Genomic DNA, 24,759 nt, shown 5'->3' on the forward strand with positions numbered 1-24,759 from the left:
TGTGCAACCATAGATGCCCGCCGGTGTCCGGTACAGTGCGATGATGATCCGCTCCATCGTCGTCGAGCACTACGACGACCCACGGGCGGCGTCGCGGGCCGGGTGGGATGCGGTCGCCGGCAACGGTGACACACCGGTCTTCTATCAGGACGGTTACCTGTCGGCGTACCACGATGCGCCGCTCGCGCCGCTGGAGCGGCTCGGATACCTGGTGGCACGGGAGCCATCGGGGCGGCCCGTGGCCGTCCTACCGGTCGCGCTGCACCGGTTCGCCGACCCGATCGGCGGGCTCCGCCGCCTGCATCCCGGTATCGAGCGGGACAGCGCGCTGCTCAGCCACGTCTGGCACTGCTACGACACCCGACTGCTCGGCGCGGTCGCCCGGACCGACGTGGTCACCGAACTGCTGGACACCCTGCGCCGGCTCGCCGACGACTGGGGGGCCCGCTGGTACGGGTTGGTCAATGTGGACTCGTCAGGCCCGACGGCGGCCGCGCTCACCGCCGCCGGGCTGACCGGGCGGCACCTGGTGGACCGCTACTCAACCGACCTGACCGGCCTCACCTCGTACGAGGACTACCTTGCCCGACTGGCTCCCCGGCCCCGGGCCAACCTGCGCCGCAACGAACGCCGAGCGGCGGACGCCGGTTTCGTCTGCGATGTGACCACACCGGACGGCGCGGACCTGGTCGAGATCGCCGAGCTGTGCGACCGGACCGCCGCCCGCTTCGGCAACGCCGGTTTCTACCCAACCGAGACGTTCACCCGGTTCGTCACCGCCCTCGGCCCGGCCGCGCACGTGCTCCGCATCCGTCAACGGGGCACGCTCGTCGCGGCCGGGGTGTGCCTGACCGACCAGCGCCGTTTCCACACCTGGACCTGCGGTGTCGAATACCGTGTCGACGGCAACGCCAGCCCGTACGCGGCGCTGTTCGCCGAGTCGGTCCGGCTGGCGCTGCGGCTGGGCCGCCCGATCCTGGAGGGCGGGCGCAGCAACGACATCTTCAAACGTCGGCACGGGCTGACCGCCCGCCGGCTCGACGCCCACGTGATGCGGCTGTGAGCTACCGGCTACGCGTCCATCCGGGCATCGCCCCGCAGTGGGAGCGGTTGGCCGCCGGCGGGCCGATGCTGACCACACCGGGCTGGCTACGGGCGATGGCGGGCCGGCTCGGCGGGCGTACGCTCACCTTCGTTGTCGAACAGGGCGACGGGGCGTGCCTGGCCCTGCACGCCACCGTGCAGCCCGTCCCCCGGCCCGGTGAAGTGTTCGACCTGCACCACGTACTGGTCAGTGCGGCTCCCGCGCTGCCGCTGACCGAGGCGTCACGGGCCGCGCGGGCCGAGTTGTCGAGGCGGGCCGCGCCCGAGCCGTCCCGCTGGACGCCGAACCTGCTGGTGATGCTGCCCGGCTACGAATGCCTCCCCGTCGGACCGGCGGCGACCAGCCCGGCCGCGCTCGCTGTCGCCGTCGATGGCATTCTGAGTTGGGCCGCGGACGCCGGCATCTCGACGGTGGCGTTCCTCTACACCAGACCGGAGGCGACGGCGTTGACCGGTGCCCTGTCCGCAGCCGGGTTCGTGGCGATGCCACTGTCACTGACCTGGGAGCTTCCGGTGCGCGACGGCGGTCTCGACGCCTACCTGGCGTCGCTGCCCCGCAAACGGGCGGCGGAAGCAGGGCGCGAGCTGGCCCGGCTCACCGCCAACGGCGTACGGCTGCGTCATCTGCACGGCGATGCGATCACCCCGGTGGTACCGGTGCTGGCCCGACTACGCGGCCAGTTGGTCAGCAAGTACCGGGGCCGCTGCGACGAGGCGGCCGAGCGCGGCCGGCTGGAATCGCTGTTGCACGATGTCGCCGGCGGCCGCGCCCAGGTGGTCCTCGCCGATGCCGGGGACGCCGTCGTCGGGTTCGCGCTGTTCGCACCGTTCGGTGACGAGTGGCAGTGCCTGGCCCTCGGCTACGACTACACCGATCGCCGGTCGAGGTTCGCGTACTTCGGCACGGCGTTCTACGGGGCGGTCCCGATCGCCTCGGCGCAGGGTGTCCGCCGGATCGGCTACGGACAGGGCGCGGCGCGGGCCAAACAGGACCGGGGATGCGTCGGTACGCCGCTGACGGCCTGGCTGCACTCGACCGATCCTGAGCTGATGGCCACGGCGCGGGCCGCCGCGTCGACGACCGTCCTCATCCCTGGACAGCGAAACGTCCTGATCCCGGCGTCGGCGTCACCGGCGCGGCGCAAACCGGCGTGAGGTGGCGAGCACCAGGCGTTCCCACGGGTCGAGCCGGGCGCCGTGGACAGCGAGGAGCTCCTGCACCCGGGCCGGGTCGGGGCCGGGCTGGTCGGGGGTGAACTCGGCGGTCAGTATCGGCGCGAGGGGATGCCCGCCGGCCAGCAGCCCGGCGGCCTTCTCGCCGGCCCCAGCGGCGGCGAGACCGCTGAGGTCGCCGGCCAGCAGGTCGGCCGCGCCGCGGCGGGCGGAGTCGGACAGCCCTGGCCAGGCCAGGGCGAGGACCCGGGCGCGCAGACCGGCCAGGACCTGCGGATATCCCCGGCGCTCGGCGGGAGCGCTCCGGCTGAGCAGGTCGAGCAGGGTACGCAGGTCGGCCGGGTCGCCGCCGTCGTACCCGCCGCGCCCGCCGACGCCGGACCCGACGCCGAACTGGCCGTCGGTGAAGACCGCGCTCTCCCGTTGGGAGTCGGCAGGGGTGTCGGAGCTGTGCATCAGGGCCAGCATGACGTTTATGGAGCCGAGGTCGGCACGGATCGTGCCAGGGCTCGCGTCAGCAGGATCGCTCGCCCCTTTGGCCAGGCGCAGCCGGGCGTGGCTGGGGTGTCGCGGATCGGGCCGGACGTCGCGGACCAGCAGCGCCACCGTCGGGCCGAAGTCGAAGAGCTGGTCGACGAGACGGTAGAGGTACGCCTTCCACACCTGGGTGATGTTGCGTTCGTGGAACGCGTCCAGGTTGGCCGGCCGGTGCCACAGCACCCGCCACGCCATTGGCTGGAATCCCTGGTCGACCACCCGGTCCACGATCTGCCCGCCGAGGTGGCGGGCGAGGGCATCGGGGGCGAGCAGCATGAAGACCGTACGCTCCCAGTCGACTGCTTCACTCACGCGGAGGCTCCTTCGCGGCGGTATGGCGTCGGGTGTGGTCCTGGCCTGGTCCGGATGTGCTCCGGGCATGGTGCCGGGTGCGGCCCCGGACCCGCCGGCTGCCGCACCCGTCGTCTGTTTCAGGTCACCGCTTCTTCTTTTTCACGACCGGGCGCCGTGTGTGGACAGCGTGGCGGTTCATCCTGGCCTCCTTCCCGGGTCGAGCGCGGACAATCCGTCGGTCGGTGGATCAGCGAGCGGTTGCGCGGCCGGCAAGGAATGGTCACTTGCGGGTCGTTGTCGTCTTCTTCTTCACCCGCGGCCTGCGGCCGAACTTCATGTTCCGGTTCACCCTTCCCTCCCTCCATTGGTAGTTGGTCTGCCGGGTGGGCCGCTGCGGGCTTTCACCCGCCAGCGGTGGCCACCACCAGTTGGTCCGCCATGGACACGGCGGCGTCGTGGACCTGCTGTGGGGAGGCCGCCGCGATCCGGTCGGCGTATTCGGCCACCGACCAGTCGACGCTGCCGCCCAGCAGAGCGTGCCGGCCCAGCAGGAGAGTCTCGTCGAGGGAAGTCTCGGCATCGAGCCGGACCAGACCGGCAGCACGTCGGCGGGCCACCGCCACGCGGGCGTCGCTCCAGCCGTCCGCCACCGCCGACCGTGCGAGGTCGACGGCGAGCCGGGCCACCTCGTCACGGTGCTCGACAGCGGTGGTGATCGCGATCCGCCAGACGCCGGTGTCGTGGTAACCGCTGAGGTCGCCCCAGATGTCGTAGGACAGCCCCAGATCGGTACGCAGTTGCTCGACGAGGACGGACGTGTTGCCCCCGGCGAACAGTTCCATCACCACCTCGGCGGCGGCGAGCCGCGGGTCGGCCAAGGAGAACGCGGGTCCGCCGAGCACCACGGCCGCGGTGTCGCCGGGCAGCGGATGATCCAGCCGCCGGGACCGTACGCCGGGAGCCATTGCCGGCAACGGGATGGGGAGCGCGGGCCGGTCGGCGCGGGCGCTCTGGTGTGTAACGGACAGGCCGGCGAGGGCGCTTCGCGCCGTCGCAGCGGTCACGGCGGCGGGGGTGACACCGCCGGTGACCACGACGGCGACTCGTCCGGCCCGGACGTGGCGGCGGGACCAGGCGGTGACCTCGGCGGCGGTGAGCCGGAGCGCGTCGGCGGGGCTGCCGCCGACCGGCCGGCCCATCGGGTGGTCGCCGTACACGGCGGCGAAGAACACGTCGTGGACGATGTCGGTGGGGTCGGCTTCAGCCAGGCGCAGCTCCTCGATGACCACCCGACGTTCGGCCTCGACGAGGACCGGGTCGAACTCGGTGGCCGTCGCGGCCTCGGCGAGCAGGTCCAGTACGGCCAGCGCGTCCACTGTCGGTACCCGCGCGTACAGGACGACGTAGTCGCGGGCGGTGGTCGCGTTGCCCTCGCCACCGTACGACTCGATCTCGTCGATGACCCGCATCTTCCGGCCGGGCGGCACCGCCTGCATGACCAGGTGTTCGAACAGGTGGGCGGTGCCAGGTGAGGTTTCGTCGCGGGAGCCGGCGAGGATCCACACCGACACGGTGGTGATCTCGGCACCCGGCCGGTGACGGGTCAGCACCCGGATGTCGTCATCCAACGCCCGCCCGACGATCTCGGCGGCGGCGGTCACGGGTTCGCTCCGGTGGTCGCCGGACTGGGCACCGGGCCGGACAGCTCCGCCACGGTGTCTTCGTCGACCTCGTCGCCGATCGTCAACAGGAACCTGCCGACCGGGCTGTCCACCCAGGCTAGTCGACCGCGCTCGTGCAGTGTGGCGGTGGGGGCGTCACCTCGCGGGGCGTCGTCCAGTGGCAGGCCGAAGGCCAGCACCCCGGCCCGGACGGACGCACCGGCGGAGAGCCGCTCGGCGGCCGCCGCCCAGGACCGCTGCTCGATCCGGGCGGAGGCACCTTTGATGTTGCGACGCTGCAGGTGGCGGGCCATGCCAGTGAGGGGACGGCGCAGCACGGCTGCACTGCGGATCGCCCGGCGGGCGCGGGTGTCCAGTTGGTTGCGCCGGGGCGGCGGTGGCAGTGGTGGCAGGCTCGTCCGCGCAACGAGCGCGACGAGTTCGGCGTACTCCGGCCACAACCCGAGTGCGGTCAGCGCGCGGGTGAGTGTGATCAGCTCTTCCTCGGAGGCCGAGGCCACCAGCAGGCTGGCGTCGATCAGATCCCGGGCCCGGAAGCGTTGCTCGAAGCGCTCGAACAGGAGCATCAGGGTGTTCTTCACCGCCGGTGCCCGCCACGGTTGCGGCATGGCGGTCAGCGGTGGCACACCGGCCAGGTCACCCAGCGACCACCAGGTGGCGATCTCCACCCCGTACGGCAGGACGAAGCGGGATTCGTGCGGGCGCCGCAGACTCACCATCATGTGCAGACGGTCGTTGAAACAGGCGAACGTGCCGGTGTGCAGGTCCCAGCCATCGTCGATGAGCAGACCTGCTGCTCGCCACAGAGCGGACTCGGTGCCGGCGACGTAGTCGAGATCGTTCATGGTGCGACCGCGACCAGAGGGGTAGCGGTCGGCTACCTCCAGCCCTTTGATCGGGGTCAGGTCGCTGACGCGTGCGGCGAGCTCGGCCGCCACGGTGCGGTAGAACGTGACCCGCGAGGTGGCCAACTCGAGATCGTTGGCAATCCCCGGGTCGAGGGTGACGCCGTCCGCAGCCCACGCGGAGTACAGGGTGGCGGTCAGGGACGGCTGTCCTTGGCGCAGTGCCGCGACCGCCTCGGCCGGATCCTCGAGCGGCTCACCGCAACAGACGCTCAACGCACTAAGGACATCGTCCGCCGACAATTGGAAGGTCACGGCACGGTGCTCCTCGCGGGCTCGGCGACGCCGGCGTTCGCACCGCACGGCGACGCCGAGCGCCCGACGGCGGTGCGCTAGTAGTTGGGCAGGCAGTCCGTGCAGGTCGTGCGGAACTTGACCACCTGGACCGCCTGGCGACGCGCGAGCATCTTCTCGACCCGGCTCGGAGTGAGCAGCGTGGGCGCGACAGCCGTGTCTTTCCTGACGCTAGTGGAATTCTTCACTTCATCCCCTTGCTAGGAAAAGTGGTGGCGTATTCAGCTGATCGTACGGATCTCGCCACACGCAGTCAATGCACAGATCTCAATCGCCAGCCAGGGATAGGGAATCGATCAGCACCAAACTAGTGAATGCCGGATAAAAGCTGGGAGTCACCCAAAACCGACCAATCACCGCCACCTAGGACGGGAGTCCTCAAGATCACTTGACGAAAATTCGGACGACACGCCGACGCCAGCCCGAATTCTCGTCAAGTGATCTTCACGCTACGCCCGGCGCGTCGAGCGGGGTGAGCCGGCCAAGGAAGTCGCCGAACGACCAGCCCATGCTGGTAGTGATCACCTGTCGCTCCCGCCAGGCGATCGCATCCGCCGTACCCGGGCCGGCCAGCAGGTCCTTCGGCAGGAAGCCGACGCTGCCCGGGCGGGGTTCCTTCAGCCGAAGCAGCAGCAGACCCTCCATCGGGACCGCGATGACAACGAAGTCCGTCGACAACTTCCCGACCCGCCACTCCCGCTCGGCGGTCAACAGGTCGAACGACGGATACTCCGGGTGCACACCCAGCAGCGGACGCCCCGGGAACAGCGTGAACGGCGCACCCGGCACCCACTGCGGCTCCACCGGCTGCATACCGTTCGTCTGAGACAGCCAGTCCCGGTAAGCCCAGGGCAGCGGGCGCCCCAACGCCTGCTCCAGTGCCTGCAACTGACCCTCACCGAGCGGGCCGAACGGCTGCCGCTGCGCCGGCCGCCACCCCGTCACCGCCGTCGACTCGTCCACCACCGGCGGTGCCTCACCCGGCGCCAGCCGCCGCACCGTGACCCGCCACCGACCAGCGTTCTCGAAATGCGCCCCAGCGAAGTACCAGGTCTCATCGCCAACGGGGAAGGTGTCACCCAACTCGCACCGGTGGCTATGCTCTGCGCTGTCGGGGCCGCGCTCCATCACGTCCAGCCTCACCCAGACCGTTCCGCGCCGCTCCAGCCGACGGACCCCGACATCTGCCGGTCCTACCGGTGCGACAGCATTGTTCGGGATGGTTACCAAATCGAGCGACGACCGGTAAGCAGCCATGCTTCCTCCTGTCCGGGTCCGTCAGCCGACTATTGAATCACTCAGCGATGCTTCGTCCGGCAGAACGAAGCCCAACTCGGCGGAGGCGATCCGCTCTGCTTCGGTCCGGGCCACAGGCCGCAACTGGCCGCCTGTCCCGGCGACTACGCCGAGATCTGACGCTGCGGAGACGTCGCCACCCGGACCGTAAACAAGGATCCGCTGGTCGGCTGCTTCGGTCACGACCACGACGATCCCCCCGGATCGCCCGCTCGACGTCCGGATCGCGTAGTAGACGATCATCGGCTCGTCTCGGTCGACAGCGGTCCGGCCGAACCCTGACGTCACCGAGGCAGCTACCCCGCCAGCCGACGCTGCCACCGGCACGGGTTCGGTCAACCCGACGGCCGGCTTGTGCTCGATGCTGCTCGGTGGCCCGAGAGACAGCGGTCCGGGCTGAGTCGGTGCGACCCGGTCGAGATGCGCGAAGTCCCTACTCATCCAGTCCAAGAAGGCCCGGGTCGGCATGGGCTGGGGATGCCACTTGTTCCACGGATTACGGAGCTGGACATGCCCGTTGCTCACACCCACCAACTCGTACGCATGCCCGTCTCGCAAGTCGAACGGAAGTTCATCGTCCGGACCCAGCCCGTACTCGTCGATCCCCTTGGTGCTGACGATGACCGGACTGCCGTCGGACAGCAGCCGGCTGAGCATCGCCTCGACTGTGGGTTCGTTGCCCGGCGATACGTCGAACCGTCCCATCCGGGCCGGCAGGCCGGTCAGTTGGGTCAGCACCTCCGCCCACAGATCGGGAGTGCTGCCGGGATCCATCCGGGCGTAGCCGCGCGGCGCGGCCTGGTTCGGGTCTGACCAGCCCTGCCAGCCCTGCCACTGCTGCTGCCAGGCGACCTGCCGGGACTCGGTCCAGGTCCGGTCGACCGCCGCCAGCGCCTTCTCCAGGATGCTCGCCCACGCCGCCCCAACCTCTGGTTGCGAGGCGTATGCGGCCCTCGGCGGCGGATCGGCGAGGACCGGCACATCCGGGGTGACGGTGATCCGCAGCCGTCGGCCGGTCGGGGTGGTGCGGTCGCCAGGGAGGCTGCTTTCGTGCAGCAGGACGTCGACCGTGCCGTCCGGGTTGGGACGGAACAAATTACCGATCGTCTGCGGGCTGTGCCCGGCGACCGCGCCGATCGAGGCGAGCATGCCGCAGTCACCAAGAATGCCCTGCTGCACCTGCTCCCGCCGGGGCATCCCACGCCAGAGTGGCACTGAAGCACCCGAGTAGGGGTCGACTGGTCGCCCGTACCCGACCGAATACCTGCGCGTCGACTCGGACGGCAGGGTGGGGTGGTCGGCGTACACGTGGATCTCGGTCGGACCATCGGCGAGCGGTGCTGCTTCCGGCGCTTGCTCGACCGGCGCGCTCGGCGCCAGGTTGAGGATCGCCCGGGTCAGAGCGTCCGAGACCAGCACCATGGTGCGGGTCTGCGCCAGGTAGTGGAAGCTGTGGCTGCCGAGCAGCTGGGTGATCGCCGGGCTCGACCCGTACGTCGCGGTGATCGTCGCGTACGCCCGGCGGACGTCCTCGGCCAGCAGCGCCCGCCGGCCGGCGTCGGTCGCCAGGTCGAAACCCGGGTGTACGCCGCCAACGTCGACATGCGGCGCGTTCGCCAACACGTACGGGCCGATGTCGACCTGGCCGGTCAGGTCGACGTACACCCCGTCGCGGGCGATCCGCGCGGCCAGCTCCGGATCGACGGCCTGCAGTTGGGCGAGCTGATCGGCGCGCAGCCCGATCACCTGACCGGCGGAGGCCGGCAGCGTCGGCAGGCTCCGTTGGCCCTGCTCGGCGTCGACGGCGAGCCGGTGCAGCTGCTCGGTGAGCTGCGGCGCGTACGGAACGTACCCGTTGTGGACCAGCCGGGCCCGGTAGTCGCGCTGCTGGGCGCGTTGCGGCTCGGTCAGCGTCGCCGGGTCCGCGCCGAGCACAGCCAGGACGGTCTCCGGGGCGAGCGCCGGCGAGGTGAGCCGCAGCAGCAGGTTCGCCAGGTCCGGCGGCAGCTGCGCCCACCGCGCGTACGCCTGCGGGGTGCCGCCGGTCAGGCCGAGCTGGTCGACGAGTACGCCGATCTCGGCGCGCAGCGCCACCCGGGTCGGTGGGTCGGCGGCGGTGTAGCGGGCCGTCAGCGCCCGGATCCGGGTCAGCCGGGGATCGGCTGGTCCACCGTCGCGACTCGCGGCCAGATCTGGTGCCCGCTGATCCGGCCCTGCCGCCTCGCCGCCGCGTACTGCCTCATGACCACCGGTATCGGCAGGCTGCTGTGCACCGTCACCGTCCCCGACTGGTCGATGATGTAGCAGCCCATTCCGACGTGCGCCCCCGTCGCCCGCTGTTCGGTCGACAGTGTCTCCTTCGCCAGCCACCCGAACTCGAACGGATGCAGCTCGATCGGATTCGCCGTCCCGACCAGCCGCTCGATCAGTTGCTGCGCGTCGTCCTCCGTCATCGCCCGGCACTCCACTTGCTGTCGTGGGTGGCGTCGATACGCTGCGGTCATGTCCGACGCCAGCGACGCCCGGCCCGCCGTCAGCGACACCCTGTACGCCGCCATCCTCGCCGACCCCGACGACATGGACCTGCGGCTGCGCTACGCCGACGCCATCGAACCCACCGACCCCGACCACGCCGAGCTGATCCGCGCCGAGATCGCCTGCGACCTGGCCGTCATCGCCGGCACCCCGGTCAGGGACGAGTTGTCCGATCGGGCCGCCGTACTCAGCCACCGGCTGACTCCCCGACTCGGCGCGCCCGTCGCCGGCCTGGTCACCAACTGGCTCGTCCGGCGCGGATTCGCCGAGTTCGTCAAGCTGCCGGGGGCCGACTTCCTCGACCGCGGCGCGGAGATCTACCGCCGGGTTCCGGTCCGCCACGTCTGGCTCACCGACGTCGGTCCGGACCTGATCGGCCCGATCGCCGCGAGCCCGCTGCTGGCCCGACTCACCAGCCTCGGACTGAACAACAACCCGGTCGGCGACGACGGACTGCGCACCCTGCTGGCCTCCCCGTACCTGCACCAACTCCGCTGGTTGGGGCTGGTCAACTGCGGCATCACCCCGGTGGGTGCCGAACTGTTCGCCGAACTCGCCCCCCGGGTCCTGCCCTACCTGCGGTTCGTCTACTTCGCGCGCAACCGCGCCAAGCTCGTTCCCTACGGTGCCGGCTCCGACGCCGTCGGTGGGCAGGACCCGATCGACGTCTACGTTCCGGAAATCGCCGAGCGGATCACCGCCGAGCACGGACCGCTGCCCTGGCTCGACCCCGACATCGCCTGGCGGGGTGGGTACGTCGACTTCGGGCAGGTGTGACCGGGGTGGTGGCGAGCTCCGGTTGGCCTCGGCGATCCGCTGGGCATGGAACCGGATGCTTGGCGGAATGTCACGTGAGTCGTCGGGCAGCGCTGCGGCCAGTTTGCCCAGCTCGGACTCCACCGATTGCCGGAACTCGCCGAGCGACAGAATGAGCGGGCGGGCCACTGCGGCGGCACCAAGGATCCGCAGCTGGCCGGAGGCGTCGGACAGGCCGAGAAGGTCGTGGCTGCCGCCACGGGTGGTTGCCGGCCCGTGCAGCGGTCGCAACTCCAGTGTGCTGGCGAGGGCGGCGACCCCGCCCGGGTACTCTGGGGCCTGGCCGATGGAGAGGACCACCCGGTCGTACTCCTGGCGGGTGCCGTCAGTGAACTCGACCAGGAACGTACCGTCCACGGTGTGCCGGACGGCGACGATCTCGCGCAGCGACTGGCTGATCCGGCTGTCGATGGCGGCCATGTCGTACGCGCCGATGTCGGGCAACGTGTTGCGGCGGTTGTAGCCGCCGGAAAAGCTGCGCTGAAATTGCAGCTCGGCGTCCCGGGCCGGGTCACCGGTGCGGGACGCCGGCGGCAGTCCGACCGCGCGGGCCGACCAGTCGATGGCGGCCGCCGGTGACGCGGCGGCCTGCTCGATGTCCCAGGCCCCAGAGGCACCTGCACCGAACACCAGCACCCGGTCACCCGGCTGGTACGCGTCGGCCAGGTTCTGCCCACCGAAGTCGACCCGGGGACGAGCTGGCCGAGGGCCGGTGAACCGGCCATCGGCGTCGAAGCCGAGCCGCTGCGCGACGCCGGCCGGCAGCGCCGTCGAGTGGACCGGGGAGCCGTCCGGCCCGTACGGCGTGCCGGACGTCCGGTCGACCGCGTACCCGCTGTCCGGATCGACCACCAGCGGATCGGTGAGTCGGCCGGCGGTGTCAGCCAGCAGCGGCGGGTCGTCCTGGCTGGTACCCGTGCCGGTCAGGATGTCGGTGTCGGTGCCGCCGAGCACCGTACGGACCGGGGCGGGCAGCGTCGCCGGGTCGACGGCCACCCCGGTCGGGTCCCGGAACACCGGTACCGGACCGGACCGGTCGACCTGGTAGCCGGTCGCCGGGTCGACGTACCGGCCGGTTGTCGACGCCGGCGCGGCCGGCACCCGCGCCGGGCCCGGACCGGCGGCGATGTCCACGGTGGCGGCGTAGAAACTGCGCCCGCCGATCGTCACCCGGTAGTTCGCGCCATCCGGCCAACCGCCCGCAGCGTCGGTACCGGCGGCGGCGTCGGTACCGGCGGCGGCCGGGCGGGGGGTGATCGCGGTCGCGGTGCCCTGGTAGCTGGGCATCCCGGTGTACGCGCGGGCCGCGCCGACCGCTGCCGCGAAGTCGCTGGCGAGGGCGAACTGGGTGCCTTCGTCGGCGAAGTCCACCGGCTGGAACGGCAAACCGGGGATCTCCAACTCGGTGGGGACCTGCCCCATCAGCAGCTGCTGGCGGTCGGCCCACGGGTCGTGGCCCTGCGACACGGCCAGCACCGGCGGCAGGCCGTCGCCGGTGTCCGGCGGCGCGTCGAGGGTGGCGAAGTCGGCCGTGGCGGCCCAGCCGCCGCCGATGACCAGCCGGTCGAAGACGTGCTGCGGGTCGGCGTCGAGTGCGGCGTCGACCCGGTCGGTCAACGCCAGGTCCGCCCGGTCGCGGGCGGCGGTCGCCTGCGCGGCCCACTGGTGGGCCGCCGCCCGTACGTCGGCCTGGACGATCCGGATCTCGTCGGCCAGGCCGGGTCGGTCGCGGGCGACCGTGAGCAGCCCGGCGAGGTCCGCGAAGGCCGGCCCCAACTGGGTACGGACGGCAGCGAACCGGGCGTCGGTGGCGGCCGTCCCGACCACCGGCACGTTCGGCACCAGGCTGTGCACCCGGTGCCCCGGGTACGGCTCCAGCAGCCCGCTGCTGATCAGCAGGCCGACCGCTTCGGCATGCAACTGGGCCACCTGGGCCGGGTCGGCGTGCCGGCCGGTGCCGGCCTGCGCCAACTGGTCGGCGACGGTACGCAGCTCGGCCAGCCGCCCGATGTCCCGCGCGGTCAGGTGCCGCTGCCCGTCACCCTCGGGCCGGGACCCTTCGGCGAGCGCCGTCGTCGCATCGGTACGCAACCCGTCGGCCCGCTCCTGGGCGATGGCGTCCACTTCGGCCAGAGCGGCGGCGACGGCCCGCCGGACATGGTCGGTGGAGGCCCGGTCGGACACCCGTACGGTCGCCCCGTCGGCGTGCGTCGCGATGGTGGCGACGGGGGCCACCGTCGTGTCGGGCGGCAGCGAGGTCACGGCGAGCGTGACGGTCACCGGCCCGGCCGAGGTGTCGAGGGTGACCGTGCCGGCGTCCGGGTCGGCGACCGCACCGGCCGGCAGCAGTCCAGTGTCGAGCGCGTCGCGTACCGCCGCCGCGACCGCGACCGGGTCGGCGTCGTGCAGCGCACCGCCGAAGGTCGTCCCGGCGGCGGCGCTGACCAGTCCGTCCGGCGCGGCGCTGAGCGACCCGTCCGGCACGGCAGTGGCTAGTGGTTCGGCTCCGGCTCGTCCGTCAGCGGCCACACCTGGCGGCCGGTCGTCCGGCCCGCCCGGCGGGCCGCCGCGTACTCCTGCATGATGATCGAAGGCGGCATGCTCCGGTGGGCCGTCACCGTCCCGTCGTGGTCTATCACCCAGTTCCCCTGGCCCAGACCCAGCCCCTGGGTGCGTTCCGTCTCCGAGAGGATCTCCCTCGCCACCCAGCCGAACTCGAACTCGTGGAGAGCCATCCGGTTCGGCGTCCCGACCAGCCGCTGAATCAGCTCCTGCGCGTCGTCCCGAGTCACTGTTGGTCCCTCCCCGTGCCGTCGGCGCGTCCATCGACCACAACGTGTGCGTCGCCGCCAGGTACTCGGCGGGCGGCTGCGTCGCGGTTCCGCCGTACTGCGGATCCCACCACACCGGCCCGTCGGCACCGTGCGGGTAGACGATCAGGAACGCGTGCGAGCCCGCCGCCTGCGCGTTTCCGTCGGCGTCCAGGTGCAGCCGTCCGGTGTCCTGGTCGAAGCTCAGCCAATCGGCGACGACCAGGGCTGCACTACCTGGGCCGGCCGCCGCTACCCGCTGCTGCAGCTGCGCGTACTGCTCGGCGACCGCCGCCACCCGGTCCGCCGGTGTCCCCGGAAGGTCCGCCGGCGGACCGACCCACTCCCCGCCCAACCACTCCTCGGCCCGGCTGATCCCGTCGGCCTCACCCGTGACCCGGTCGATCGTCCCGTCGCCTGCCCGGTCCGGCCAGCGCGGCAACGACACCATCGGCCGACCCAGAAACGTCGACAACCCCGCCAACGAACAATCCATACAATTGTTGCCACGACCCGACCGCCCCGGACCACCATCATTCACCAACCCACCAAACGGATGCGACGACGGATCCGCACCCACCACAAACCCACCACCCGACCACAACACCGCCTCAAGATCAGCCTGAAAACCCACATCCTCCAACGGCGCCAAATTCAACGGACCAACCGGCCGCGGACCCGACAATTCATCGGTGTCGGCGACTACACCGGAGCCTCCGTCAGCTACTCCGTTTCCGGCGAGTCCGGCTCCGGCCACACCTGCCGACCCGAGATCCGCCCCTGCCGACGCTCCGCCGCGTACCGGCCGATCGTCACCGGTACCGGCAGACTGCCGTGCACCGTCACCGTCCCGTCCCGGTCGATGATGTAGCTCCCCAGGCCGACCCGCATCCCCGTGCCACGTTCCTGCGGACTCAGGATCTCCTGCGCCAGCCAGCCGAACTCGAACTCGTGCAGAGCCATCCGGTTCGGCGTCCCGACCAGCCGCTGGATCAGCTCCTGCGCGTCGTCCCGAGTCACTGTTGGTCCCTCCACCTGCTGCCGGCGCGTCCATCGACCACAACGCGTGGGTGGCGGCGACGATGTGTGTCGGCGGCACCGGCCACGTCCGGCCGTCCTGCGGATCCCACCACACCGGCCTGTCGGCACCGTACGGGTAGACGATCAGGAACGCGTGCGAGCCGTCAGCCAGGGCGTTGCCGTCGGCGTCGACCTGCACCTGCCCGGTACGCTCGTCCACACTGAGCCAGTCGGCGACGACCAGGGCGGCACTGCCCGGCCCGGCCGCCGCCACCCGATCCTGCAACTGCGCGTACTGACGGGCGACCGCCACCGCCCGCTTCTGCGGCACACCGGGCAGATCAGCCGGCGGACCGACCCACTCCCCGCCCAACCACTCCTCGGCGCGGTCGACACCGGCCGCCTCGCCGGTCTGCCGGTCGACGGCGCCGTCCGGCAGGATGTCCGGCCAGCGTGGTAGCGACACCATCGGCCGACCCAGAAACGTCGACAACCCCGCCAACGAACAATCCATACAATTGTTGCCACGACCCGACCGCCCCGGACCACCATCATTCACCAACCCACCAAACGGATGCGACGACGGATCCGCACCCACCACAAACCCACCACCCGACCACAACACCGCCTCAAGATCAGCCTGAAAACCCACATCCTCCAACGGCGCCAAATTCAACGGACCAACCGGCCGCGAGCCGGCCAGCGGCGCATCGCCGCCCGCCACGGGTACGGCCCGGTCGGCTACTCCGGTGGCGGGCCCGGCTCCGGCCACACCTGCCGACCCGAGATCGGGCCCTGCCGACGCTCCGCCGCGTACTCCTCGACCACCACCGTCGCCGGCAGGCTCGGCTGGGCGGTCACCACGCCCGTCAGGTCCACGATGAAGCTCCCCTGACCGATGTGCATCCCGGCTTGCCGTTCCTGGGTCGACAACTCCTCCCGGACCAGCCAGCCGAACTCGAACGGATACATCTCGATCGGGTTCCTGCTGCCCAGCAGTCTGCTGATCAGTGCTCTGGCCTCGTCCGCGGTCATCGACCACCCCTCCCTGCTCCGGCAACGTCATCGACTCACCTGCGGCATTCGCCGACGCCAGGCTCGTTGACCCGGTATCGCGGCCCTCACCGGACACCGGCCGGGTGCCGGTCAGGTCGGGTTGGCCTCCCGGCAGATCCGGGTCAACTCCGCCTCGCTCGGCAACGGCACCGCCGTGAAGTGATGCGTCACCGACTCCGCCATCACCCGATCGACGAGCCTGGTCTGCTCCAGGTCCGGCGTCGAATAGAGAAACGCCGCTGCTACGTCCGGACGGAAGTTCCACCTCTGCGTCGGGCGATCCCAGATCACGGCCTGCACCGGTCCGCGCTCCTGAGCCAGCGCGAGCACGTTCGCCGGAGTCCCATCCAGCTCCCCTGGCGGGTACATCAGATAGTAGATGAATGTCATAGTCAGCCGAAACCCTCCCTTGCGCTATCTGATCGGCAAGTCCCACGAAGTCCACCTGATCGAGACCGAGACGGCCAGCAAACTCCGAAAAGGTGATTCCTTGCTCATTCAACCATATCGCGAAATCACTGGCAACGTTGCGCCGCCTAGAATCACTTATCCATTTTGCAAATCCATTTTGGATCGAATTTCCGTAAGTTTCATAAATCAGTTTCAGGCCGACCGGAAGTTGCGACGACAGCCCAGTCGATTTGTTCATTATTAAAATATTCAGAAACGCTTCAACCCTGCTCTCGGACGACCGAACAGGATCTCGGACGACCTCGTACCAACCGTGGGTCTGCTTACCAACTAGCCAGCTTCGCTTTGTCGGAAACTGGATCTCGAATACGCGACCACTGGGAGATACAAGAACGCTGTTCAGCCCATAGAACCTGTTCCCCGGATTCCAGTAGGACTTGACCTGTTGAACCTCGTATCCCCGGCCAACCAGGCCATCCAACGTCTCATTGACCGCCGAGCCATAATGTCGCTCTGGCGCCAGGAGCGAAAATCGAACTAGATCACCGACCTTGCCGAGCGCCCCTTGCAGATCAAGCCCGATAGGCTCAAATTCTACCTTGAACTTCCGCGCCAATGACTCAGCATGCTTCACCCGATGCTCGAGACCTACTGGCGTAAGCATCTCCGGCCCGACGAGTCCAATCTCCGCGCCGGCCTCGGCAGCCGCCTCTACAAGGTCTGCGAGTACGATATCGGCGTCTTGGTGAGCAGCAAGCAGAGCCGTGGCCAGGAGCTCCCGGTCGCTAGCCGAAAGGCTGTCCAGGTAGGGGATCGGCTCTAAATTCCCGACTGAATCGGACGAAGGGTCGCTTGCGACGAGAAAAGCCGTCAGGTCCCGCTGGCCTCCTGGCAGATCCGGGTCAACTCCGTTTCGCTCGGCAACGGGACCGTCGCGAAGTGATGCGTCACCGACTCCGCCGTCGCCCGGTCCACTCCTCGAAAGTTGTTGCGCTCCTGGTTCACGAACAGCACTGCTATCGCGACGTCCGGCTGGCAACTCCACTTGGCGGTCTGTCGATCCCAGGTCACCGCCATCGTCGGGCCCGGATGGTTCGCTAGGGCGATCACGTTCGCCGGGTGGTCCGACGGACGTGTCGGGTGGTACAGCAGGAAGTACTGGAACTCCAAGTCCGCCACCCACATCACCTCTCCGGTCCAGCCCGAATCCGGGCACGTCAGTGTAATCAAGTCCCCGAGCCGTAAGCACGTCGACGAGAGTCTGTTGAGTTGTAGTGAGCCACTCGCCATAGCCCTGCCGAGCAGTGTTGTCCGGAGCCGTACCTGAGTCGAGCTTGCCTAGCCACGCCGCAAGTCCATTGAACTGCGCCGGCCCGAACCGGTCTGCCAGAACATCGAGGCCACCGGGTAGCCCGTCGGCCAGTCCGGCCGCCTTGTTCAGCGCGAGAATGTCGAGAAAAGCGTTGACGCGATCAGTCGAATGAGAGTCCCTGTCCCGCAGCACCTCATACGATCCGTGAGTCGCTTTTCCGACTCGCCAGCTCGCCTCGGTCGGAAACTGAATCTCGTACAGCTGACCCTCAGATGATCGAAGAGTGACGTTGAGGCCGTAGAATCTGTTGCCGAGATGCCAGAAGACCTTGCCGGTCACCACTTGATGATGAGCCGACTCAAGGCCGCTGAGGACACGGTCGACCGCGGTACCGTAGGCGGGCCCAGCGGGGCTCTGCACGGAGAAGCGGACGACGTCGTTGATCACGGCGAGCGCGGCTGGTATGTCATCGCCAACAGGGCGGTGCTCTGTCACGAATTTTCTGGCCAGCGACTCCGGACCCTTGACCCGATACTCGGTCCCGAGCAGCCTGAGTTCCTGCACACCGGTCAGGTCACCCATCATTCGTAGCCCGACGAGGACGTCGTCCAGCGTTGCCTGGATCGCCTGCGCGCTCTCCCCCGCAGCCGCCACGCCATGCTCCAGCTCCTGCCGCTCGGCGTCGGACAGCCGATCGAGATAGCTCGTCGTATCCGCAGCAGGGCCGCTAGTTATCGGCTGGCCTCCTGGCAAATCCGGGTCAACTCCGGCTCGCTCGGCAACGGGACCGTCGTGAAGTGATGGGTCGCCGACTCCGCCGTCGCCCGGTCCACTGCCCGGACGCTGTGGCGCTCCGGGTCGGCGTACAGGATCGACGCCGCCACGTCCGGTCGGAAGCCCCACCTCGACGTCGGACGGTCCCAGATCACCGCCTGCGTCGGCCCGGTGCCGGCCGCCACCGCTATCACGTTGACCGGCGGCTGGGTCTGGTCGTCCGTCCGATACAGCAGGTGGTAGCGGAAGGTCAGGGTCGGCATCTGTGCTTCCTATCGCATCGGGATCGAATCCGGGCAGGTCGGATGGGTCCAATCCTCGCGCAGCCAACTCCTGCCGGAAGCTGCGACTCGGGTCGGCGGCCAGCCAGTCGACGTAGTCCTGCCGCAGGCCGGCCTGGTCCTGTTTGCCGATCCACTTGGCGAAGCTGGTGTCCTTCGGGGGGCCGTACCGCTCGGTCAGCACTGGCATGCCACCCGGCATCCGGCCGGCGATGTCGTGCGCCTTGTTGACGGCGAGGATGTCGAGGAAGGCGTGCATCCGGTCGGCCGGGGTCCGCGCCGGGTCGCGCATCACTTCGTACGGGCCGTGGGTCTGCTTGCCGATCGCCCAGCTGGTGGCGGTGGGGAACTGCACCTCGTACGTCCGCCCGGTAGGCGACACGAGAGTGCAGTTCAGCCCGAAGAACCGGTTGCCGGGGTGCCAGAAGCTCTTGACGTCGGTCACCTGGTGGCCGCCGGCGGTCAACGCGTCGAGCACTCCCGCGACCGCCGGCCCGTACGCGTCGGTCTCCGGTGCCCGTACGGAGAACCGCACCACGTCGTTGATCTCGGCGAGCGCCTCCGGGAGGGAGTAGCCCTTCGGCTCGAAGTCGGTGCTGAACTTGCGGGCCAGCGACTCGGCCCCTTTGACCCGGTACTCGCTGCCCAGCGGGGTCAGCGCGTCGGTGCCGGCCAGGCCAAGGTCGGTGTTGAGCCGGTCGCCGATCGCCCCCAGTTCGGCAAGGATCGTGTCGGCGTCGACCTGGGCGGCGGCCAGCTCGGCGAGCAGCGTGGCCCGGTCGGGTTCGGTCATCGCATCCAGGTACGCCGCTTCACTGGTCGCCCCGGTCGTCGACACCGCAGTCGTCTGCGGGCCGTCGGCCGGCACCGGATTGCCGTCGGCGTCGAGGACGATCGACCAGACCCCGTCGACCTCGCTGCCGTAGATCGGCGCGGTGTCGGAGACCTGCCGGCTCTGCGCATCGATCCAGATGATCTGTCCGTCGTGGTTGACGGCGTTCCAGGTGTGTGCGCCGCCGCCGGCCGCGGCGGTCCAGCTGGTGATGATCAGTGCGGCGGATCCGGGGCCGGCACGCCGCAGCTGGTCGGCGACCGCGTCCAAGCCGGCCGGCCCGCCGCCGGCAGGCGCGAAGGACGCACCCAGCCACTGTTCCTGACGTCGGGTGCTGTCCGGCTCGGCGGTCACCGACGCACCGGTCGCCGCCGCGACCTGTGGGTCGCCGTACCAGGTGGCGAGCACGGACAGGCCGACGTCGGCGCAGTTGGTGCCGCGACCGGGGTTGGCCGGGCCGCCGTCGTTGACCAGCTCCGGCCAGCGACCACCGCGCGGGTCGGGGTGTCGGGCCGGGTGGCCGTCCGGCCCGACCGGCACCTCGTCGGCCAACGCCTGCTGGTCGGCGGGGTCCGGCGGCACCAGACCCTGCCCGTCGCCGGTCGGTCTGGTTTCCGGCAGCGCCCGGCCGTCACCCAGCGCCCCGGAATCCGGCGGTACGGCCGGGCCGGGCATCCGTTCGGTGTCCACCACCGGGGTGACGCCGAGTATTTCCAACATCGGCCCGCACGACCGGCAGGGTGGTCGGTAGTCGCCGCGTTCGTACACCACGTCGACGTCCTGGGCGCGGCGGAACTGGTGGGTGACGATCCGCGCCCCGGCCAGCTCCGATCGGGCGTACGCGTCGAAATCGCCGATCCGGCCGGCATCCCGCCACTGCCGTTCCAGCTGGTGGACCGCATCGGACACCAGGGCGACCTCGGCGCACCGACCGTGCCCGCTGCCGACCCGGCTGACCTGCTGAGCGACCTCGGCGAGCACTGTCTCGACCAGCGGGTGCGGCGTCGGCTGGGTGGCCGGGTCGGTGCTCTGGTCGGCGGTCATGCTGCTGTGTGTGGTGAGCTGCCCGCTGCGGGTCATCAACGCGCCGACCAGGCCCGGCCGTTTACCCATCGAGATCTGTTCGCCGGGAGTGGCCTGCTGCTGGTGCCGGGTCACCGCACCCGTAACGGCGTCGACCAGGGCCCGGGACGCGTCGATGAGCGCCTGGTCGGCGTCCGTGCTGTTCGGATCGCCGTCGAACTGGACCGGGTCCAGCTGCCAACTGTGCGTACCGGTGCCGGTAGGGCCGGCCGACCGCTGCAGGGTCTGCGGGTCGACGCTGGTGCCGGAGGATGGTTGCCGGGGCGCCGGGCCGGACGGCTGGTCCGGCCCGCCGGTGGTCGCGGCCGGCGGCGGCGCCGTGGTGGTGGTCCCGGGCGGGATGCCGACCGCCTGGCCGGGCTGAGCCGGTACGGCCGGTGCGGCCGGTGCGGCGACAGCCGGCCCGAAGCTGACCGACCCGGCGGAGGGTCCGGCGGCAGGTCCGGCAACCGGTGCCGGTGGCCGGACCGGTGCCGAGGTGGTGCCGGTTGACGAGCTCTGGGGAGCAGCCGTGGTGTTGCCACCGGCGGTCGACGCCGCTGTTGCCTGGGCAGTCGTCTGGGCTCCGGTCTGGACCGGCCCGGGTGTCGACGTCGCAGCCGCTATGGAAGACGCAGCCGGTGTGGACGTCGAACCCGGTGTGGACGGGGAGCTCTGCGGGCCGGCGGCGGTCACGGCCGGAGCCGCCGCCTGCGCCGACGTACCGACCCCGGCCGGAGCACCGGCGGCGACCTGTACCGGCGGCCCGTCGTCCGCCCGAGTCGGCCCTACGCCGTCCGACGCCGTGACGTCCGGCGAGGTGATGTCCGGCGACGTGATGTCCGGCGAGGCGGTGCTGCCCGACGGCGCGTCGGTCGACGGCGCGTCGGTCGACGGCGCGTTCGCCGGGGCGGCGGTGTCGCCCACGCCGACCACCGACGGCTGACCCGAGGTGACCACCGGTGGAGGCTCGGCACCAACAGTCGGCTGGATGCCGGGTTGGTCGACGACCGTCGGGGCCGCCTGGGTCGTCGGGGCGTCCTGCGTGGTCGGGGCCAGCGAGATGGAGCCGGCCCCGGAATCCGGTACGGTCTGCGGTGTCGGGTCAGCCGTGACCGGAGCCGGGACGGCGGTACCCGTACCGCTGGCCGGGTCGGACCCGAGCGCGCCAAGGTCGAGCCCGGCGGCGTCCACGCTCGTCAACTGAGCAATGCCGGCCAGGTCGACGGTGCCGGGCACGCCGGTCGGCGGCGCGACACCACCCAGCCGGTTGGCCCAGCCGGCGGCCGCGCCGCCGGCGGACGACGCCGCCATGGTGGCACCGCCCCGACCGGCACCGCTGGTGAATCCACCGAGCGCCCCCTGCCAGCCGGGGTTGGTCCACTGCTGGTTGACGGCGAGGTTCGCGGCAACGCTGGCCGCCGGGGAGATCACCGCGTTCTGCATGCCGGCGGTGACCGACCGGCCGCCCCAGCGGACGACGCCAGCGCCCCGGAAGTTCATTGCCGGCGGCCGGAACGACACCGGCACCCGGGGTGCGACCGTGTTACGCAGCAGCCGGTTGCCGCCGAAACCGAGCATGCCGCCGAACGCGCCGCCGACCCCGGCGGTGAGGGTCCGCCGGCCGTCCCAGTTGTCGCGGTTGCCCTGGGCGACCTGGAACGCCTGGGCACCGATGTCGATGATTAGCTCTTCGCCGATCTCCTGAGCCAGCTCGATGCCCAACTGGGTGCCGAGCCGCTGGGCACCGGCGCGGGTGACGTGCGTGGTGGCGATCCGGGCCGAGCTCTGCAACGCGGCCCGCATCCCGGCCTGGGTGAGCATCTGCCGGCCGAGCTGGGCCAGCAATCGACGGAACGCGACGGTGACCGCCTGCCGGCCGGCGGCGAGGATGCCGGGGATGGCACCCGCGGAGACGCCGCCCAGCCAGGCCATCAGCAACGCCACGAACACCGCGATCACCGTGATGGCCACCGCGATGAGGATCGTCAGCTTGGCGTACTCGATCTCGCTGGCCGCGGTGTCACAGCCGTTCGCGAAGGCGGCGGCGGCCTTCTGCAGGACCGGCAGCCCGGTGTTGGGGCCGACCCCGACCTGCTGCCAGAAGTTGGCGAACTCGGCACCCGCGTCGCCCCCCCAGCTCTCGATGACCCGCAGCGCGGCCGGGTCGGCGTCGGCCAGTGCGACCCGTACCACCTCAGCGAGCTCACGCCAGGCGGCGGCGAGCTCGCGCATCTGGTCCTCGTCACCGGTCGGCCACGCCTCGCCGGCGCTCACCCAGGTGATGGCGTCCCAGACCCACCCGTACTCGCCGAACCACTCCCGGGGATTGATGATCGCCACGTCGTTGGCCCTCCGACAGCGACCGGGCTACCTGCCGCCGCCGAAGCTGTCGCCGACCGCGCCGTCGTCGTCGACCGTGCCGTCGACCGAGGAGACGATCCGGAGCCCGGTGTCGGCGAACGCGGCGATGAGATCGTCACCGGCGTCCAGGGTCACCTTCGCCGGGGCCTCGTCACCGCCGTCCAGGTAGTGCTCGTTGAACGTCCGGCCGGCCTCGTCGTCGCCCCACGGTCGGGCCTCGTTGAGCGCCCGGATGGTGCCGGTGACGCGGGACCACTCGGCGGCCAGTGTCTCGGCCGCCGCGCCGAGCGTGTTGCCGGCCGGGCGGGCCAGATCCGGGTTGAGGAAGGTCTGCTGCGGCTCGGTCATTTCCGGTCACCCCCGGGCAGGTCGGTGTCGAGCTGGCGGAAGATGCCTTCGAGGTCGAAGTCCATGTGTGCCTGGAACTGCTCGTCGGGCACCAGCGGCCGGCAGATCCGCTCCACTTCGGCCATCGCCTGGGCGGTGGCGGCCCGGATGGTCTCGGTGACCGTGGTGGACAGCTGCGCGGCGTTCGGCCGGCGGTAGATCCGCGGGTCGAACTCCACCTTGGTGACCTGCCCTCTCGGCCCGACCGTAACGGTGACGAGCCCGTCGTCGGAGGTGACGGTGGCCGAGACCGCCCGCAGTTGCTGTTGCAGGTCACCGACGCCGGACCGCATCCGGTCGAACTGTGCCATCAACTCGTCGGCACGGGCACGCAGGCCGTGCACGTCCATCGTGTCCCTCCCCGTCGCCGCGTCACACCGGGCGCTGCCGGGCACCGACGGTGAGGCGTCATGACGACGATACTGAATGTGTGCCAGCCACACGAGCCCGCTGGTCGCCGCCGCTCGTTAAGATGCCGGACGGTACGGGAGGTCTGGAGGTCAGCTGATGCGGTCACCGACCCTGCTGCTGGCCGTCACGCTGGGCGTACTGCTGGCCGTCACGCCGATCGTCCTGCCGGTTGTCGCGGCGGCGCCGGCCTCCGCCGCCCCGGGCAGTTGCCGCAACCCGGCCGACCCCGGCCCGGTGATCCCTCAGATCTCCTGGCATCAGCGCTGGTTGGCGCCCGAGCGCAGCTGGCCGGTGACCGACGGGTCGGGGGTACGGGTCGCGGTGATCGACTCCGGGGTCGACGACGACCACCCGCAACTGTCCGGTCAGGTGGCTGCCGGCGCCGACCTGACCGGTGTCGAGGCCGACGGCACGGTGGACTGCGCCTCACACGGCACCGCCGTGGCCAGCCTGATCGCCGCCACCAGGGTGGACGGCGTCGGCTTCCACGGCATCGCCCCGGGGGTGACGATCGTGCCGATCCGGGTCACCGAGCGGATCCAGGCGCGGCAGGACGGCTCTGCCTCACCGGCGGACCGGTTGGCCGAGGCGATCGACCTCGCTGTGGCCAGCGGTGCGAAGGTGATCAACATGTCGCTGATCATGTACCGCGCGGACCCGGCGGTACGGGCCGCGGTCGAGCGCGCCGTCCGGGCCGACGTGGTGCTGGTGGCCGCAGCCGGCAACAGCCACCAGCAGGGCGCGTCGCCGGATCCGACGCCGTACCCGGCGGCGTTCGACGGGGTGATCGGTGTCGGGGCCATTGACGAGAACGGCGTACGGCTGGCGGACTCCCAGGTAGGTGACTACGTGGACCTGGTGGCGCCGGGTGGGGCGGTGGTGGCGGCGAGCCGGGTGTCTGGACACGCGGTGGTCGCCGGCACCAGCTACGCCGTCCCGGTGGTGAGCGCGACGGCGGCGCTGCTGCGGGCCGCCGAGCCGGAGCTGTCGGCGGCCGACGTGGCCCGGCGGCTGACGGCGACGGCGGATCCGGCACCCGGCGGCCGGTCGGCGGGCTACGGCCACGGGGTGGTGAACCCGTACCGGGCGGTGACCGAGCGGTTGACGGCGGGCGAGCCGGTCGCCGCGCCAGCGCTGCCGACGGTCGTGCCGGATGCCGCAGCGGCGCAGCGGGCGGCTCGCTGGCAGCGGCTGACCGAGATTGCCGTGGCGGTGGCCGCCGGTACGGCGTTGCTGATCCTGCTGGTCGCGGTGGCCGTGGCGGCGCTGCCGGGTGGCCGACGCCGCCGCTGGCAGCCGACCCGGCGGATGGTCGACCGCAGCGGCGCGGCGTCACAAGGCGGTACGCGCACCGATCCGCAGGAGGCGTACTTCGTGGTGCCCGGACCGGCCGGTCGGTGACC

Annotated in this window: 10 protein-coding genes; 3 read left to right on the top strand and 7 right to left on the bottom strand. The window is 70.8% G+C overall.

All coding sequences use genetic code 11. The annotated features are described in order from the left end of the window. Positions 1-43: 43 nt before the first annotated feature. Together O7621_RS03885 and O7621_RS03890 are read left to right on the top strand one after the other, a co-directional pair. Entirely contained in the window at positions 44-1,063 is a 1,020-nt protein-coding gene (locus tag O7621_RS03885) for a GNAT family N-acetyltransferase (RefSeq protein WP_282232760.1), read from the top strand. Further along, a complete protein-coding gene (locus tag O7621_RS03890; RefSeq protein ID WP_282232761.1) occupies positions 1,060-2,259 on the top strand; it encodes a peptidogalycan biosysnthesis protein in 1,200 nt (399 codons plus the stop codon). The genes O7621_RS03885 and O7621_RS03890 overlap by 4 nt, the downstream gene beginning before the upstream one ends. On the opposite strand, the gene O7621_RS03895 is transcribed toward O7621_RS03890, so the two are convergent. The 7 genes from O7621_RS03895 to O7621_RS03925 all read right to left on the bottom strand — a co-directional run bounded on the left by O7621_RS03895 (position 2,233) and on the right by O7621_RS03925 (position 23,295). Further along, positions 2,233-3,126: a nucleoside-diphosphate kinase gene (locus O7621_RS03895; protein ID WP_282232762.1), complete on the bottom strand. Its 894-nt coding sequence runs from the start codon at positions 3,124-3,126 to the stop codon at positions 2,233-2,235. The genes O7621_RS03890 and O7621_RS03895 overlap by 27 nt on opposite strands. A 383-nt stretch (positions 3,127-3,509) precedes the next feature. After that, positions 3,510-4,769, bottom strand: a complete 1,260-nt coding sequence (locus O7621_RS03900) for a pitrilysin family protein (protein WP_282232763.1) — start codon at positions 4,767-4,769, stop codon at positions 3,510-3,512. Next, a complete protein-coding gene (locus O7621_RS03905; protein ID WP_282232764.1) occupies positions 4,766-5,950 on the bottom strand; it encodes a hypothetical protein in 1,185 nt (394 codons plus the stop codon). Before O7621_RS03905 ends, O7621_RS03900 begins: the two co-directional genes overlap by 4 nt. A 483-nt stretch (positions 5,951-6,433) precedes the next feature. Continuing rightward, positions 6,434-7,246, bottom strand: coding sequence for a DUF6406 domain-containing protein (locus tag O7621_RS03910; RefSeq protein ID WP_282232765.1), 813 nt, complete (start codon positions 7,244-7,246; stop codon positions 6,434-6,436). 21 nt (positions 7,247-7,267) lie between these two features. Further along, complete coding sequence (locus O7621_RS03915) at positions 7,268-22,537, bottom strand: toxin glutamine deamidase domain-containing protein (RefSeq protein WP_282232766.1); 15,270 nt, start codon at positions 22,535-22,537, stop codon at positions 7,268-7,270. Positions 22,538-22,564: 27 nt separating this feature from the next. Continuing rightward, on the bottom strand, positions 22,565-22,906 hold the full coding sequence (locus tag O7621_RS03920; RefSeq protein WP_282232767.1) for a hypothetical protein: 342 nt from the start codon (positions 22,904-22,906) through the stop codon (positions 22,565-22,567). Next, positions 22,903-23,295, bottom strand: a complete 393-nt coding sequence (locus O7621_RS03925) for a YbaB/EbfC family nucleoid-associated protein (RefSeq protein ID WP_282232768.1) — start codon at positions 23,293-23,295, stop codon at positions 22,903-22,905. Before O7621_RS03925 ends, O7621_RS03920 begins: the two co-directional genes overlap by 4 nt. A 154-nt stretch (positions 23,296-23,449) precedes the next feature. Between O7621_RS03925 and mycP the strand changes: the two genes are divergently transcribed. Beyond that, complete coding sequence (gene mycP / locus O7621_RS03930) at positions 23,450-24,757, top strand: type VII secretion-associated serine protease mycosin (RefSeq protein WP_348775308.1); 1,308 nt, start codon at positions 23,450-23,452, stop codon at positions 24,755-24,757. Positions 24,758-24,759: the final 2 nt, after the last annotated feature.

Origin of the sequence: Solwaraspora sp. WMMD937 (genome assembly GCF_029581175.1) — a bacterium.
GTDB lineage: Bacteria > Actinomycetota > Actinomycetes > Mycobacteriales > Micromonosporaceae > Micromonospora_E.

Bases quoted from the DNA above. Each gene is read 5' to 3' on its own strand.
- O7621_RS03910 (WP_282232765.1), bottom strand. From the start codon at position 7,246: ATGGCTGCTTACCGGTCGTCGCTCGATTTGGTAACCATCCCGAACAAT.
- O7621_RS03885 (WP_282232760.1), top strand. From the start codon at position 44: ATGATCCGCTCCATCGTCGTCGAGCACTACGACGACCCACGGGCGGCG.
- O7621_RS03920 (WP_282232767.1), bottom strand. From the start codon at position 22,906: ATGACCGAGCCGCAGCAGACCTTCCTCAACCCGGATCTGGCCCGCCCG.
- O7621_RS03925 (WP_282232768.1), bottom strand. From the start codon at position 23,295: ATGGACGTGCACGGCCTGCGTGCCCGTGCCGACGAGTTGATGGCACAG.